This window comes from Mesorhizobium quangtriensis, assembly GCF_040081925.1.
GTDB lineage: Bacteria > Pseudomonadota > Alphaproteobacteria > Rhizobiales > Rhizobiaceae > Mesorhizobium_K > Mesorhizobium_K quangtriensis.
The window spans coordinates 477,266-489,681 of sequence record NZ_JBEBMF010000003.1 but is presented as its reverse complement, the minus strand read 5'-3'; the positions used below and the strand labels follow the sequence as shown (position 1 = coordinate 489,681).

At 61.6% G+C, this 12,416-nt stretch carries 12 protein-coding genes; 3 read left to right on the top strand and 9 right to left on the bottom strand.

All coding sequences use genetic code 11. The features are described from left to right. Positions 1 to 108 precede the first annotated feature (108 nt). The 4 genes from rplA to secE form a co-directional block, all read right to left on the bottom strand. Positions 109 to 804 carry a 50S ribosomal protein L1 gene (rplA, locus tag ABMA32_RS18165; protein WP_292773255.1) on the bottom strand — a complete coding sequence of 232 codons (696 nt, stop codon included), beginning with the start codon at positions 802 to 804 and terminating at the stop codon, positions 109 to 111. Between the two features lie 4 nt (positions 805 to 808). Next, positions 809 to 1,237, bottom strand: coding sequence for a 50S ribosomal protein L11 (gene rplK / locus ABMA32_RS18160; protein WP_349015211.1), 429 nt, complete (start codon positions 1,235 to 1,237; stop codon positions 809 to 811). Positions 1,238 to 1,396: 159 nt separating this feature from the next. After that, complete coding sequence (gene nusG, locus ABMA32_RS18155; RefSeq protein ID WP_292773251.1) at positions 1,397 to 1,936, bottom strand: transcription termination/antitermination protein NusG; 540 nt, start codon at positions 1,934 to 1,936, stop codon at positions 1,397 to 1,399. A gap of 44 nt (positions 1,937 to 1,980) precedes the next feature. Beyond that, positions 1,981 to 2,184 (bottom strand): preprotein translocase subunit SecE, encoded by a 204-nt coding sequence (gene secE / locus ABMA32_RS18150; protein WP_349015210.1) that lies wholly within the window; start codon positions 2,182 to 2,184, stop codon positions 1,981 to 1,983. A gap of 286 nt (positions 2,185 to 2,470) precedes the next feature. On the opposite strand from secE, the gene ABMA32_RS18145 reads away from it, so the two are divergent. After that, on the top strand, positions 2,471 to 3,073 hold the full coding sequence (locus ABMA32_RS18145) for a YitT family protein (protein WP_349015209.1): 603 nt from the start codon (positions 2,471 to 2,473) through the stop codon (positions 3,071 to 3,073). 14 nt (positions 3,074 to 3,087) lie between these two features. Here ABMA32_RS18145 and ABMA32_RS18140 read toward each other — a convergent pair whose 3' ends face one another. Next, positions 3,088 to 5,154 carry an adenylate/guanylate cyclase domain-containing protein gene (locus ABMA32_RS18140; RefSeq protein WP_349015208.1) on the bottom strand — a complete coding sequence of 689 codons (2,067 nt, stop codon included), beginning with the start codon at positions 5,152 to 5,154 and terminating at the stop codon, positions 3,088 to 3,090. A 15-nt stretch (positions 5,155 to 5,169) separates the two neighbouring features. Then, positions 5,170 to 5,979 carry a glycosyl transferase family 90 gene (locus tag ABMA32_RS18135; protein WP_349015207.1) on the bottom strand — a complete coding sequence of 270 codons (810 nt, stop codon included), beginning with the start codon at positions 5,977 to 5,979 and terminating at the stop codon, positions 5,170 to 5,172. A 191-nt stretch (positions 5,980 to 6,170) separates the two neighbouring features. Here ABMA32_RS18135 and ABMA32_RS18130 point away from each other — a divergent pair, with 191 nt between their 5' ends. Then, positions 6,171 to 7,328 (top strand): UDP-galactopyranose/dTDP-fucopyranose mutase family protein, encoded by a 1,158-nt coding sequence (locus ABMA32_RS18130; protein ID WP_349015206.1) that lies wholly within the window; start codon positions 6,171 to 6,173, stop codon positions 7,326 to 7,328. A gap of 6 nt (positions 7,329 to 7,334) precedes the next feature. Here ABMA32_RS18130 and pyrG read toward each other — a convergent pair whose 3' ends face one another. The 3 genes from pyrG to secG form a co-directional block, all read right to left on the bottom strand. Further along, positions 7,335 to 8,963 carry a CTP synthase gene (pyrG, locus tag ABMA32_RS18125; protein ID WP_349015205.1) on the bottom strand — a complete coding sequence of 543 codons (1,629 nt, stop codon included), beginning with the start codon at positions 8,961 to 8,963 and terminating at the stop codon, positions 7,335 to 7,337. A 137-nt stretch (positions 8,964 to 9,100) separates the two neighbouring features. After that, entirely contained in the window at positions 9,101 to 10,477 is a 1,377-nt protein-coding gene (locus ABMA32_RS18120; protein ID WP_349015204.1) for a L,D-transpeptidase, read from the bottom strand. A gap of 295 nt (positions 10,478 to 10,772) precedes the next feature. Then, a complete protein-coding gene (secG, locus tag ABMA32_RS18115) occupies positions 10,773 to 11,288 on the bottom strand; it encodes a preprotein translocase subunit SecG (RefSeq protein WP_349015203.1) in 516 nt (171 codons plus the stop codon). Between the two features lie 239 nt (positions 11,289 to 11,527). Between secG and ABMA32_RS18110 the strand changes: the two genes are divergently transcribed. Continuing rightward, positions 11,528 to 12,415 (top strand): DMT family transporter, encoded by an 888-nt coding sequence (locus ABMA32_RS18110; RefSeq protein WP_349015202.1) that lies wholly within the window; start codon positions 11,528 to 11,530, stop codon positions 12,413 to 12,415. Position 12,416 lies beyond the last annotated feature (1 nt).

Sequence of the window (12,416 nt, the reverse complement as noted above, 5' to 3'; positions counted from 1 at the left end):
CTCGGACAGGATGACCGGAAACTTTCGCTTCCGGTATCCGGGCCTCTTTCGAGGTCCGGAATTCTTTCGGCGGATCAGGGCCTTACAGGCAGATCCGCAAATCTTGAATCAAGCGGTCAGGCTCGCAATATCGAGCTTGAGGCCGGGGCCCATCGTCGAGGTGACGGACACCTTCTTGATATAGTTGCCCTTGGCGCCAGCAGGCTTGGCCTTGCTGACGGCATCGGCGAACGCACGGACATTCTCTTCCAGCGCCTTGACGTCGAACGACGCCTTGCCGATGCCGGCGTGAACGATGCCGGCCTTCTCGACGCGGAACTCGACCGCGCCGCCCTTGGAGGCCTTGACGGCTCCGGCGACATCGGTGGTAACCGTGCCGACCTTCGGGTTCGGCATCATGCCGCGCGGGCCGAGCACCTTGCCCAGACGGCCGACGAGCGGCATCAGGTCCGGCGTCGCGATGCAGCGATCGAAGTCGATCGTGCCCTTCTGGACGATCTCGACCAGATCCTCGGCGCCGACGATATCCGCACCGGCTTCGCGAGCCTCGTCGGCCTTGGCGCCACGGGCGAACACGGCGACGCGCACGGAGCGGCCGGTGCCGTTCGGCAGGTTGACCACGCCGCGGACCATCTGGTCGGCATGACGGGGATCAACGCCGAGGTTCATCGCGACCTCAACGGTCTCGTCGAACTTGGCCGTCGCGCGCTCCTTGAGCAGCGCCAGAGCCTCGCCGAGCGGATAGGCCTTGTTGCGGTCGATGCCCTCGCGGGACTTGGCTACACGCTTTGCAATCTTTGCCATCGTCTCAGCCCACCACTTCCAGACCCATCGAGCGGGCGGAGCCCTCGACCATCTTCACGGCCGCATCGACGTCGTTTGCGTTCAGGTCCTTCATCTTCGCCTCGGCGATCTCGCGCACCTTGGCGGCGCTGATCTGGCCGGCCTTGACCTTGCCCGGCTCCTTGGAGCCCGACTTCAGGTTGGCGGCCTTCTTGAGGAAGTAGCTCACCGGCGGCGTCTTCATGACGAAGGTGAACGACTTGTCCTGATAATAGGTGATGACAACGGGGATGGGCGAACCCTTCTCCATTTCCTGCGACTGGGCGTTGAACGCCTTGCAGAATTCCATGATGTTGATGCCGCGCTGACCAAGCGCCGGGCCGATCGGGGGCGACGGCGTCGCCGAGCCTGCCGGAACCTGGAGCTTGAGCTGGCCTGCAATTTTCTTAGCCATTCTCTCTGCCTCTGTTTCTAGCCGGACTTTCGCCCGGCGGTTGCAGTGTGGTGGTGCGGTTCGAGCGACTGGCTATAAAGCCGCCCTCGCCTTCCACCTGTTCAGACCGCGACACTCCTCACGGCCCACCCTTGCCGGAACCCCGGCAACGGGCATCGATCAGCCCTTTTCGACCTGACCGAACTCCAGATCGACGGGCACAGCGCGCCCGAAGATCGAAACCTCCACCTTAAGCCGCGCGCGCTCCTCATCGACATCCTGAACCGTGCCGTTGAACGACGCGAAAGGACCATCCGAAACACGTACCTGCTCGCCGATCTCGAAGGTGACCGATGGCTTCGGCCGCTCCACACCCTCCTGCACCTGGTGCAGAATCTGCTGAGCTTCCTTCTCGGTGATCGGCACCGGTTTGGCCGTCGCCTTGTCTTCGCCGAGGAAGCCGGTCACGCGCTGGGTGTTCTTAACCAGGCTGATGACGGCGTCGTTGAGGTCTGCCTTCAGCAGCACATAGCCGGGGAAGAACTTGCGCTCTGCGTCCACCTTCTTGCCGCGACGAACCTCGACGACCTTCTCGGTCGGCACGACGATCTGCTCGATGCGCTCGGAAAGGCCCTTTTGCTTGGCCTTCTTCTCAATGTCGTCCGCGACCTTCTTCTCGAAGTTCGAATAGGCGTGAACGATGTACCACCGCGCAGTCATCCCGATAGATTCTCCAAAAACGTCCGGTGCCAATCGTTCTGCGGTCAGCGTCCAATGCCCAAGATCAGTTCAATGGCGTAGGCCATGATCTGGTCAGCGACGAAGAAGAAGATCATCGCGAGAGCGGCAAAGGCCAGAACCATCGCCGACGAAATCAGGGTTTCGCGCCGCGATGGCCATGTCACCTTCGCGGTTTCCGCCCTCACCTGCTGCAAAAAGGTAAAGGGGTTGGAAGTCTTTGACGCCATGCCGCTTGTCCTGCCGCCTTCGGTTTAGCCGAAGAGTTTTCTATTTCGATTACCCGCAAGCACCACGTCAAAAACAGCGAATCAGTGGAGCTTTGTGCAAGCAATATGGGCACGCAAAGAGGGTTTCCCCCTTGGCGCGCCGTAGGTATCTGAGAACCATATATAGCCCATCGCGGGATTCCACAAGCCCCCTCGCAACGGCGGAACTATGGGCGAGAGCGGCTCCCTGAGGAGCTTGAACACAGGATTGTCCCCGATATAGTGCAGCGCACAACGGATTGCCAGCGTGGCCACTGACAGGCATCGTTTCTATGAGGACATTCTGGCGCTGCTCAACGGCACGCTCTTTGTCGCCATCGGAATCATCTTTTACGCAGAGGCCTCGCTGGTCACCGGCAGCGCCGCCGGGATAGCCCTGCTGCTGAACTATGCGACCGGCCTGCCCTTCGGCGCAGGGTTCGTGCTGGTCAACGTGCCGTTCTTCTGGCTGGCGGTCAGCCGCATGGGCTGGCCCTTCGCCAGCCGCACCTTCGCTGCGGTCCGGTTGCTGGCGCTCATGACTCGATACGCCCCCGCGGTCATTGTGCTGGACGGCATCGATCCGCTTTTCGCTGCAATGGCCGGCGGCGCGCTGATCGGGGTCGGGTTGCTGATCCTTTTCCGGCATCGCGCCGGACTGGGCGGCTTTTCCATCCTGGGGCTCTACCTGCAGGACAATCACGGCATCCGCGCTGGCTGGTTCCAGCTCGCCGTCGATCTCGCGATCCTGTTCGTGGCGCTGTTCTTCATCCCGCTGCAGAATGCGGCACTTTCCGTTCTCGGCGCGGTGGTGCTCAACGTGACGCTGGCGATCAACCACCGGCCTGGGCGCTATGTCGGCATGACGTAGGCGGGAGAGGCGTTTCAGGCCCCGGTCGTCACCAGTTCGAAAACCTCGATCTGCTCATGGCGACCCTTGGCGCTGGCTGCGCCCAACGGCCGGAACCCGACTTGCGGACCGGCACGGTCCCGGACGGCCTGACTGGCAAGAATCGACGTGCCGAATTGCTTGTTCATGCCTTCCAGGCGGGATGCGACGTTCACCGTATCGCCCATGGCGGTGTACTGCTTGCGGTCCTCGGCGCCGACGCTGCCCACGACCGCCACGCCGGTGTGCAGCCCGTATCGGGTTACAAGCCGGGGCCGACCAGCGGCGGCGTTTTCATCGTTCAACCGGTCGATGGCCGACTTGAGTTCAAGCGCGCAAAGGCAACCCTTGACGACATGATCGGCATCCTCGTTTGGGGCGTTCCACATCGCATAGATGGAATCGCCCAGATACTGCACGATGACGCCGCCCTGGCGCTGGACGATGACATTCATCGTCTGGAAATAGGCCGTCAGCATATCGACCACTTCTTCGGGGGAATGCTGCTCCGAGATCGTGGTGAAATCCTTGATGTCGGTGAAGAGGACCGTAACCTCGCGCCTGGATGCGGCGCCGGCGGTAGCCTGTCCCGAGGCAACGATGCGGCGAACCAGTTCACGAGGGACATAGACCGCGAAGGAGCGGATGGCATCACGTGCCGAAGACAGCGCGCCGCCCAGCATGTTGATTTCGCTGATGCGGGAGCGGCTGACCCTCCAGTGGTTGAAATCGAGGTTTCCGATCTGGGTCGCGTCTTCTGCAAGCATGACAAGCGCCCGGCTGATACGGCGGGATATGAGAAGTGCGACGATTATCCCGCAAATCACCAAAAACGAGGCGATCAAGAGCGTCTTGCGCAACAACTCGACATTGGCTTCGGTGAAGTCCCGCACCGGAGCGGCGATCACGATCCGGTAGCCGGAAAGGAGGTGCGCATCGCCGAACGAAGCGACACGCGCGAGCCATGGGCTTGAATCGACGCTGAACTGCACGAGTTCCTCTGCGGTGCCGTCAGTTCCCGGCAAAAGCTTTTGTACCGCCGCCAATATCTCGTCCGATGCCACCGGCTGCGCGTCGGATACCCTGATGCGGGCCAGCACCTGAGCGATGATCGAACTCTGCGCCCCGGCGGCAGTCTCGTTCGCGTCGTTCATGGCAAGCGCATTCGTTTCTTTCGATCGGCCTGCGAGGCTGTCGATCAGTTCCGCCATTCGCTGCGGGTCGGAATGGACGATCAACCTGCCGTTTGCGTCGAAGACATAGCCGACGGAATTCGGCGAGATAGCGTGCTCGACCAGCATCTTGCTGATGGTTTCGAGCAGCACGTCCGCGCCTATAATGACACCCGGGTTGCTTTGGCTAGGTCCCGCCAGCGTCAGCGTCAAAGACTGGGTGGAGGCGGATGTATAGGGGCCCGTAGATGCCAACCCCCCGGCCCGAACTGCCGCGCGATACCAGGGACGGCGGCGGGGATCGAAATCGACCTCGCGTTCCGGTCCCGAACCGATAAGTTTGCCGTCGGCGTCAAGAAAATGCCACGTAGAGCGCGGTCGCCCACCTTCGGGACGGATAACCGTGCGCATGCCGAAGACAGTGCCTTCGGGCGCCGACACGGCCTCGCGCCATTTAGCGCTACCGGCCGCACGCATGACGTGGACGAAAGAGCCATTCGGATATCCAACATAGGCCGACTCGAGGTTCGGTGCCCCCTGCAGTGCGCGTACAAGGATTTCCCGCTTGGAATCCTCCAATGCCGGTGGCTCGACGGACAGCGCCGGAATGACCGCGCCCAGAGAGATGATGTTGTACCCGTCGAGGAACAGACCTTCGTAGAGGTTGATTGTGCCGCGGGACAGGAGACGCATCTGCTGCGTCGCGGAATCGAGCGCCGCGTGCCTGCCCTCGTAGAAGGTCAACCACATAAGCGGGACCGAAATGGCGATGAGCAGGAGCACGATGATGGCGCTCAGGTGGACGCGCAGCGGCCGGACCCATCCGGTCATTGCGCTGGCGGGTTGCTGCCCGGCGGTGACGGATTCCGTCTTTTTGATCTCACCCCCCAATCTGGATTCCCCTCCCTAACTCGGCGCGGACACGAAATTCCCTCCGGTGCGCGGCAGGTGCTCGACGCCCGACTTCAGCTTTCCGCCGGCCTTTCGATGCTCATCCAGCAGTTCGGCCCATTTTTCGATCGCGGCCTTCCGCGTTAACGCGGTGCGGGCGAAATGCTGGGCCTCGCGAACGATCTCGGTCTCACGCACCGGGTTTGAGCGCAACCAGTCGATCCGCTCCAGGAGATCCGACGAATCGCGCGCAACCGGCACATAGTGCCTGAACGGCTCCATATCCCCATAGAAATATTCGCGATAAGGCCGCTCCACCATGAGCAGGACGCGTGCAGCGTGTAGAAGCAGCTTCAACCTGCCGCTATATCCAAAGCCCTCGACGTCAACCATGTAGCGATATTCGGCGGCCTGCTCCTCCATCGGCTTGAAGCGCCCATTGTAGACGCCGGTGTCACGATCATAGTTCGACCTTGCATCCACGGCATGGACAAGACCGGGATGTTTCGCTGACATCCGGACCAAATCGGCCCGGGCAGCGTTTTCGCAGGCACCTGTCCAGAATGCCCGATCATCATGGGGCGCCGATGCAGAGGCGCTGGCGATCGCTTCGGCCTTTGCGTCGAAGTCCGCGAACTTGGCCTCAAACCAGCCATTGAAGACGAAATCGGGGGCAGCCGCATCGGAATAACCGTCAACGGAACAATTCGCGAAAACCGTGATCGGATGCCCGTCACGATACGGCAGATCGTTGGTGTTCACATAGAAGGGTGGCAGTGAGGCGGTACCAAGAAGGGCAATCGCCTCGGAGATCAGGTTCGTCACCTGTATGTGCCGCGTCCTTGAAGGATAACGAAAGGAAACTTCAAGCTTGGCTTTTTCGGACGAACAATAGAGCTCTTGCCTCCGCTGGCGTCTGAAAACACGGTTCGCGGAAAGTGGACCGGCTTTCTTCATGTCAATTGGATACGGTGCGGATGCAAGCAACGCCGCAGCGTCAGGAAGGGGATAATTCTATGGCGCTGGAAGGTCCGGCAGTGTTGGTAGTTGGCGCGGGCATCTCAGGCGCGACCATTGCACGCGTTCTCGCAGAGGCCGGGCATGAGGTGCTGGTTGTCGATTCCGCGACGCATGTGGGCGGGCATTGTCACACCGAGCGCGATCCGGAAACGGGCATCATGCGGCATGTGCACGGGCCGCACATCTTTCACTCGGACGACGAACACGTCTGGCATTTCGTCTCCCGCTTCGCCATTTTCGAGCCCTTTGAATTTGCTGTCGACGCAGACGTAGGCGGACGACTCTTTCACCTGCCGATCAATCTCGACACTTTGCGCGCCTTCTTTGGGAAAGATTTTACATCCGCGCAAGCAGAAGCGTACGTCGGGGAACGCGCAATAAAGCTCGACCATGCTCCTCGCAATTTTGAGGAACAGGCGCTGTCTTCCATTGGTCCGGAGCTCTACGAAGCGTTCTTCAAGGGATATACCCAGAAGCAGTGGGGGCGCGCGCCGGCCGACATTCCTGCTGCCGTTTTCAGGCGGCTTCAGCTGCGGTTCAACGAGGACCGGACCTACTTCCACCATGCCCGCGTTGGCATGCCTCGCGAGGGCTATACCGCAATGGTCGGGCACATGCTCGACCACCCCGGCATAAGGGTGGAACTGGGCACCCCGTATCGCAGTGATCAGGACGTGGGTGGGTTCAGCCACGTGTTCTATACAGGCCCACTGGACGGCTATTTCGACTACCAGTTCGGTCGCCTGCCCTACCGCTCATTGCGCTTCGAGAATTTTCGCGTCGACGGCGACTTCCAGCAGACCGCCACGGTAAATTATCCCGACCTGGACGTTCCCTACACCCGCATCACCGAGCACAAGAAGTTCGCGCCGTGGGAACACTTCGAACGCAGCATCTGCTCACGCGAATACAGTTTTGAGTGCGGTGCCAAGGATACGCCGTACTATCCGGTGAACCTCGCCAGCGGATCGTCACTGCTCGACCGTTACCGCCAAGCCGCAACGGACCTCGAAGGCGTGAGTTTCGTCGGCCGCCTGGGGACATTCCGCTATCTCGATATGGATGTCGCGATCGGCGAGGCGCTGAAGGCAAGCCGGTCGTTCCTCGAGCGTCGCAACGCGAACGAAAAGGTCCCGGCCTTCTTCCACGCCTGAGCGGCGTCAGACCAGCCTGCTCTGCTCTACGGCTGCGCCGATAAAGGATGCGAAGAGCGGATGCGGCTCCTGCGGCCGGCTCTTGAGTTCTGGGTGATATTGCACGCCGATGAACCATGGGTGGTCGGGATATTCGACGGTCTCGGGCAGAACGCCGTCGGGCGACATACCAGCGAAAACCAGCCCGCATTCCTCCAGCCGCTCCTTGTAGTCGATGTTGACCTCATAGCGATGGCGATGGCGCTCGGAGATCTCGGTGTCGCCGTAGATTTCGGCAATCTTGGACTGCGGTGCGAGCCGCGCGTCATAGGCGCCGAGCCGCATGGTGCCGCCGAGATCGCCGGTCTCGCGACGCTTCTCGAGCATGTTGCCTTTCAGCCATTCGGTCATGAGGCCGACGACGGGCTCGTCGGTCTTGCCAAACTCGGTGGAGGACGCGTGGTCGATGCCGGCAAGCGACCGGGCGGCCTCGATGCAGGCCATCTGCATGCCGAAGCAGATGCCGAAATAGGGAACCTTGCGCTCGCGCGCGAACTTGGCGGCGAGAATCTTGCCCTCCGAACCGCGCTCGCCAAAGCCGCCCGGCACCAGAATGCCGTGCACCTTCTCCAGCCACGGCGTCGGGTCTTCCTTCTCGAAAATCTCGCTCTCGATCCAGTCGAGCTTGACCTTGACGCGGTTGGCCATGCCGCCGTGCGACAGCGCCTCGATCAGCGATTTGTAGGCGTCCTTGAGACCCGTGTACTTGCCGACGATGGCAATCGTCACCTCGCCTTCCGGGTTATGGATGAGCGAGGAAACGTTCTGCCATGCTTCCATACGAGGTTTCGGCGCGGGTTCGATGCCGAAGGCGGCGAGGACTTCGGAATCCAGGCCTTCCTTGTGATAAGCGAGCGGGACGTCATAGATGTGCGCGACATCGAGCGCCTCAATGACGGCGGATTCGCGCACGTTGCAGAACAATGAGAGCTTGCGGCGCTCCTCCCTCGGAATATGACGGTCGGCGCGCACCAGCAGGATATCGGGCGCGATGCCGATCGACCGCAACTCCTTCACCGAATGCTGCGTCGGCTTGGTCTTCAGTTCGCCCGCCGCCGGGATGTAGGGCATCAGCGTCAGGTGGACGTAAACGGCGTTGTTGCGCGGCAGGTCGTTGCCGAGCTGGCGGATCGCCTCGAGGAACGGCATCGCCTCGATATCGCCGACGGTGCCGCCGATTTCGCAGAGGACGAAGTCGTAGTCGTCGTTGCCGTCGAGGACGAAGTTCTTGATCTCGTCGGTTACGTGCGGGATCACCTGCACGGTGGCGCCGAGGTAGTCGCCGCGGCGCTCGCGCTCGATGATGTTCCGGTAAATGCGGCCGGTGGTGATGTTGTCGGCCTGATTGGCCGAGCGGTTGGTGAAGCGCTCGTAGTGGCCGAGGTCGAGATCCGTTTCGGCGCCGTCGTCGGTGACGAACACCTCGCCGTGCTGGTACGGGCTCATGGTGCCCGGGTCGACGTTAAGATAGGGGTCGAGCTTCTTGATCCGCGCGCGATAGCCGCGCGCCTGCAGCAGGGCTCCGAGAGCCGCTGCAGCTATGCCTTTGCCAAGGGAGGAAACCACGCCGCCGGTGATGAAAACATATCGCGCCATGGGAGTCGGTGCTTATCCCGCGGCTTTTGATTCCGCCAGAAGAATCTCAGCCGATGCCCCATCATTTTGGCATGGCTGTCGGTCAAAAACGAAAGGCCGGCGAAAAGCCGGCCTTTCGTTTTAGTATTTGGGGCGTTTCAGAGCACCACGACCTGAGTACCCACCGGTACGCGCTTGTAGAGATCGATGACGTGCTCGTTGATCATGCGGAAACAGCCGTTGGATGAGTCGGTTCCGATGGTCTCCGGAGCAATCGTGCCGTGAATGCGCAGGTGCGTGTCGCGGCCGTTCTCGTAGAGGTAGATAGCGCGAGCGCCGAGCGGATTTGCTCCGCCGCCGGGCATTCCGTCGGCATACTTGCCGTATTTCGCGGGATCGCGCGCCTGCATCTCCTTGGTTGGGATCCAGCGTGGCCATTCCTGCTTGTCGCCGACCTTTACCGCACCCTTGTACTGAAGTCCGTCCTTGCCAACCGCGATGGCATAGCGGCGTGCCTTGTTGGTTCCCTCGACGAGGTAGAGATAGTGGGACGCCGTGTCGATCACGATCGTGCCGCGGGGATAGCCACTGAATTCGACCACCGTCGGCATGTACTCGGGCCTGACCTTGAACGGCTTCTTGGAAGCCTTCTGCTCCATTGCGGCGTCAAGCGCTCGCGTCTCAGGGAGCAAGGACGCCTGAGGCGCAACCTGCTGGCCGCCAAAGAGGTTTGCGAAAAGCCCGGTCTGCTGAGGGGCTGCTTGAACAACCGCCTCACTGCGCAACTCGTTGTTGTTACCCGTCTGAACGACCTCCATCGACACGAGGCGCGAAATCTCGGCCTGACGGGCAGCTTCCGCGGCAGCGGCAATCTGCGCCTGGCGTGCTTCTTCCGCGCGAATCTGCGCGAGACGCCTCTCTTCCGCCGCCTTTGCCTTCGCCTCAGCGACCTGGCGGCGTTCCTCGGCAGCCTTCTCGCGAGCCAACTTCCGCTCCTCGGCGGCCTTCTCACGCGCGATCTTGCGCTCCTCGGCTTCCTTGGCGAGCCTGATCTTGCGCTCCTCCGCGGCCTTGGCCCGCTCGGCGGCCAGCTTGTCGCGCTCGACCTTTGCGGCAGCCGCCTTCTTTTCTCGTTCGATCTTCTCGGCAGCAAGCTTCTTGTCGCGCTCGACTTTGGCTGCCGCAGCCTTCTTTTCCCGCTCAGCCTTGTCCGCAGCAAGCTTCTTTTCCCGCTCGGCCTTGTCGGCAGCAAGCTTCTTCTGGCGTTCGGCCTTAGCCTTTGCGAGCTTTTCCTTCTCCGCCTTGGCCTTGGCCAGCTTTTCCTTCTCGGCCTTTTCCTTGGCCGCAGCCTTCTTTTCGGCTTCGGTCAAAGGCTTGGCAGCCGTCTTGGTGTTCTTCTTGTTCTTGGTGTTCGTCGCCGTCTTCTTTTTCTTCTTCGCCTCTTCCTCGGCCTTGGTAGCGACCTGAAGAACCGGCGCCACTTCGGGCGCCGGCGAAGCCGGCACCGGCGGGGCGGCAAAAGCTGAAACATTCATGGCAAGGCTTGCGCCAAAGCCCAGAAGCAAAAGGCTGCGAAACTGCATCATCACGATCCCGATATGATTTCCCCGAACCGGCCCGAGGCGGGCTAGGACTGTCGCCAGTACCAAGCGCAAGGCGTACAGTTGGCGACTTTATATGGCATTAACAAGGAAGCCCTCAAGCCTTGTACGGCGGGGCTTCGGGTCGAATCTTCGTGATCGGACGGCATTTGCCGCGACTGTGTTCAAACGAACACAGATCGCCTTATTGCCTACCGAAGCAGAACTGGCGCGGCAAGCAAGCCGGCTACTAGTTCGGGACCTGCGGCTCTGCTGGCTGGGCAGGGGTCGCCGGAGCGGCCGGAACATCCGTCGCTTCGGGAGCGGCTGCCGCAGGCGGCGCTACCGGAGCACTCTCGGTCGACTGAGGCGCCGCGGTATCTGCCGGCGGTGTCGCAGCACCTTCGGTTGCCGGCGCAGTGGTGGCCGGCGGGGTCGTGGCTGGGGGCGCGGGAACGTTCGAACCACCGCCAAGCTGATCGAGGACGCCCTGCCCTTGGCCCTGGCCTGCCGGAGGCTGCTGGTTCAGGATGTCCAGCGGCTGCGCACCATAGCGCGCCAGAATGGACAGACCGAGCGAGGTGACGAAGAAGGCCGCAGCAAGAATCGCCGTTGCGCGGGTCAGCGTATTGGCCGCGCCGCGCGCCGTCATGAAGCCGGATCCGCCTCCGATCCCCAGACCGCCGCCTTCGGAACGCTGAAGGAGCACCACGCCCACAAGGGCGAGTACGATCATCAGATGGACGACGATGATGATGGTTTGCATAAAGGCTTCACCAGAGAGTCGCGTAGGACAAAATGCACGGGGACGCCCAGGCGGCCTCGCGGGAAGGCGGCTCAATACAATGCTTTCGCGGCATTTCCAAGCCCGTGTCGGAATATGGGAACGCTACCCGCCAATGCAATGCGCGTGCAGTGCAAAACGCTTTCCGCTTGCGAACTTGCAGCAATCTTCTACTCATCTGCGTCATCCGGCCACGGCCTCAACCCGACTCCCTTCACGCCATGCATTTCCTACCGACCACGGCCCGCGGCCCGATCTTCATGCTGACCGCGACCTGCTCCTACGTGATCAACGACACGATGATGAAGCTGGCGACAGAAGGACTGCCGCCTTACGAGGTTCTGTTCCTGCGTGGCGTGGCGGCATTTCTGCTTGGGATGCCCATGCTCCTGATGCTGGGCTATCGCACGCAGATGCATCTCCTGTTCGAACCGCGCGTGCTGACGCGTAACCTGTTCGAGCTGGTCGCCATCCTCTGTTACGTCGTGGCGCTGGCCAACATGCCGATAGGCGATGCTTCCGCGCTGGGCCAGATCACCCCGCTGCTGGTGCTGCTGGGAGTATCGATTCTCTTCGGAGAGAAGATCGGCGGCGTTCGCATGGCGCTGATCTGCCTCGGATTCGCCGGTGCACTGATGGTGGCGCAGCCGACCATGCAGGGCATCTCGCCCTACGCTCTGCTTGCGCTTGCAAACGCGGTGTTCTGTGCTGCCCGCGACATTGCCGGAAGGCGCGTCGCCGGACATATCCCGGGTATGATCGTTGCGATGTCGGCCGTCGTCGTGGTGCTGGCCGGCGCGGGCGTCATGCACGTCTCCACCGAGGAATGGGTGGCGCCCGGTCCACACCACCTGCTGCTGCTGCTCGGCGCAGGCTTCTTCCTGATCTTCGGCCATTTCTTCATCTTCATGGCCTACCGGATCGGTCCGACCGGGGCTGTTGCACCCTTCTACTACACATTCACACTTTGGGCCGTGATCTCGGGATTGATCGTCTTCGGCGAATTGCCGAACGTTCTCGCGCTGTGCGGCATAGCGCTGGTGGTGGCAAGCGGACTGACCATCGTTCTGCTCGACGAGAGGCGGCGAAGGCTGACCGTCGTGGCGTAAC

What these genes read in the sequence shown, in the direction of transcription:
- rplA (WP_292773255.1), bottom strand. Translation starts at nt 804, where the DNA reads ATGGCAAAGATTGCAAAGCGTGTAGCCAAGTCCCGCGAGGGCATCGAC.
- rplK (WP_349015211.1), bottom strand. Translation starts at nt 1,237, where the DNA reads ATGGCTAAGAAAATTGCAGGCCAGCTCAAGCTCCAGGTTCCGGCAGGC.
- nusG (WP_292773251.1), bottom strand. Translation starts at nt 1,936, where the DNA reads ATGACTGCGCGGTGGTACATCGTTCACGCCTATTCGAACTTCGAGAAG.
- secE (WP_349015210.1), bottom strand. Translation starts at nt 2,184, where the DNA reads ATGGCGTCAAAGACTTCCAACCCCTTTACCTTTTTGCAGCAGGTGAGG.
- ABMA32_RS18130 (WP_349015206.1), top strand. Translation starts at nt 6,171, where the DNA reads ATGGCGCTGGAAGGTCCGGCAGTGTTGGTAGTTGGCGCGGGCATCTCA.
- pyrG (WP_349015205.1), bottom strand. Translation starts at nt 8,963, where the DNA reads ATGGCGCGATATGTTTTCATCACCGGCGGCGTGGTTTCCTCCCTTGGC.
- ABMA32_RS18120 (WP_349015204.1), bottom strand. Translation starts at nt 10,477, where the DNA reads ATGAATGTTTCAGCTTTTGCCGCCCCGCCGGTGCCGGCTTCGCCGGCG.
- secG (WP_349015203.1), bottom strand. Translation starts at nt 11,288, where the DNA reads ATGCAAACCATCATCATCGTCGTCCATCTGATGATCGTACTCGCCCTT.
- ABMA32_RS18110 (WP_349015202.1), top strand. Translation starts at nt 11,528, where the DNA reads ATGCATTTCCTACCGACCACGGCCCGCGGCCCGATCTTCATGCTGACC.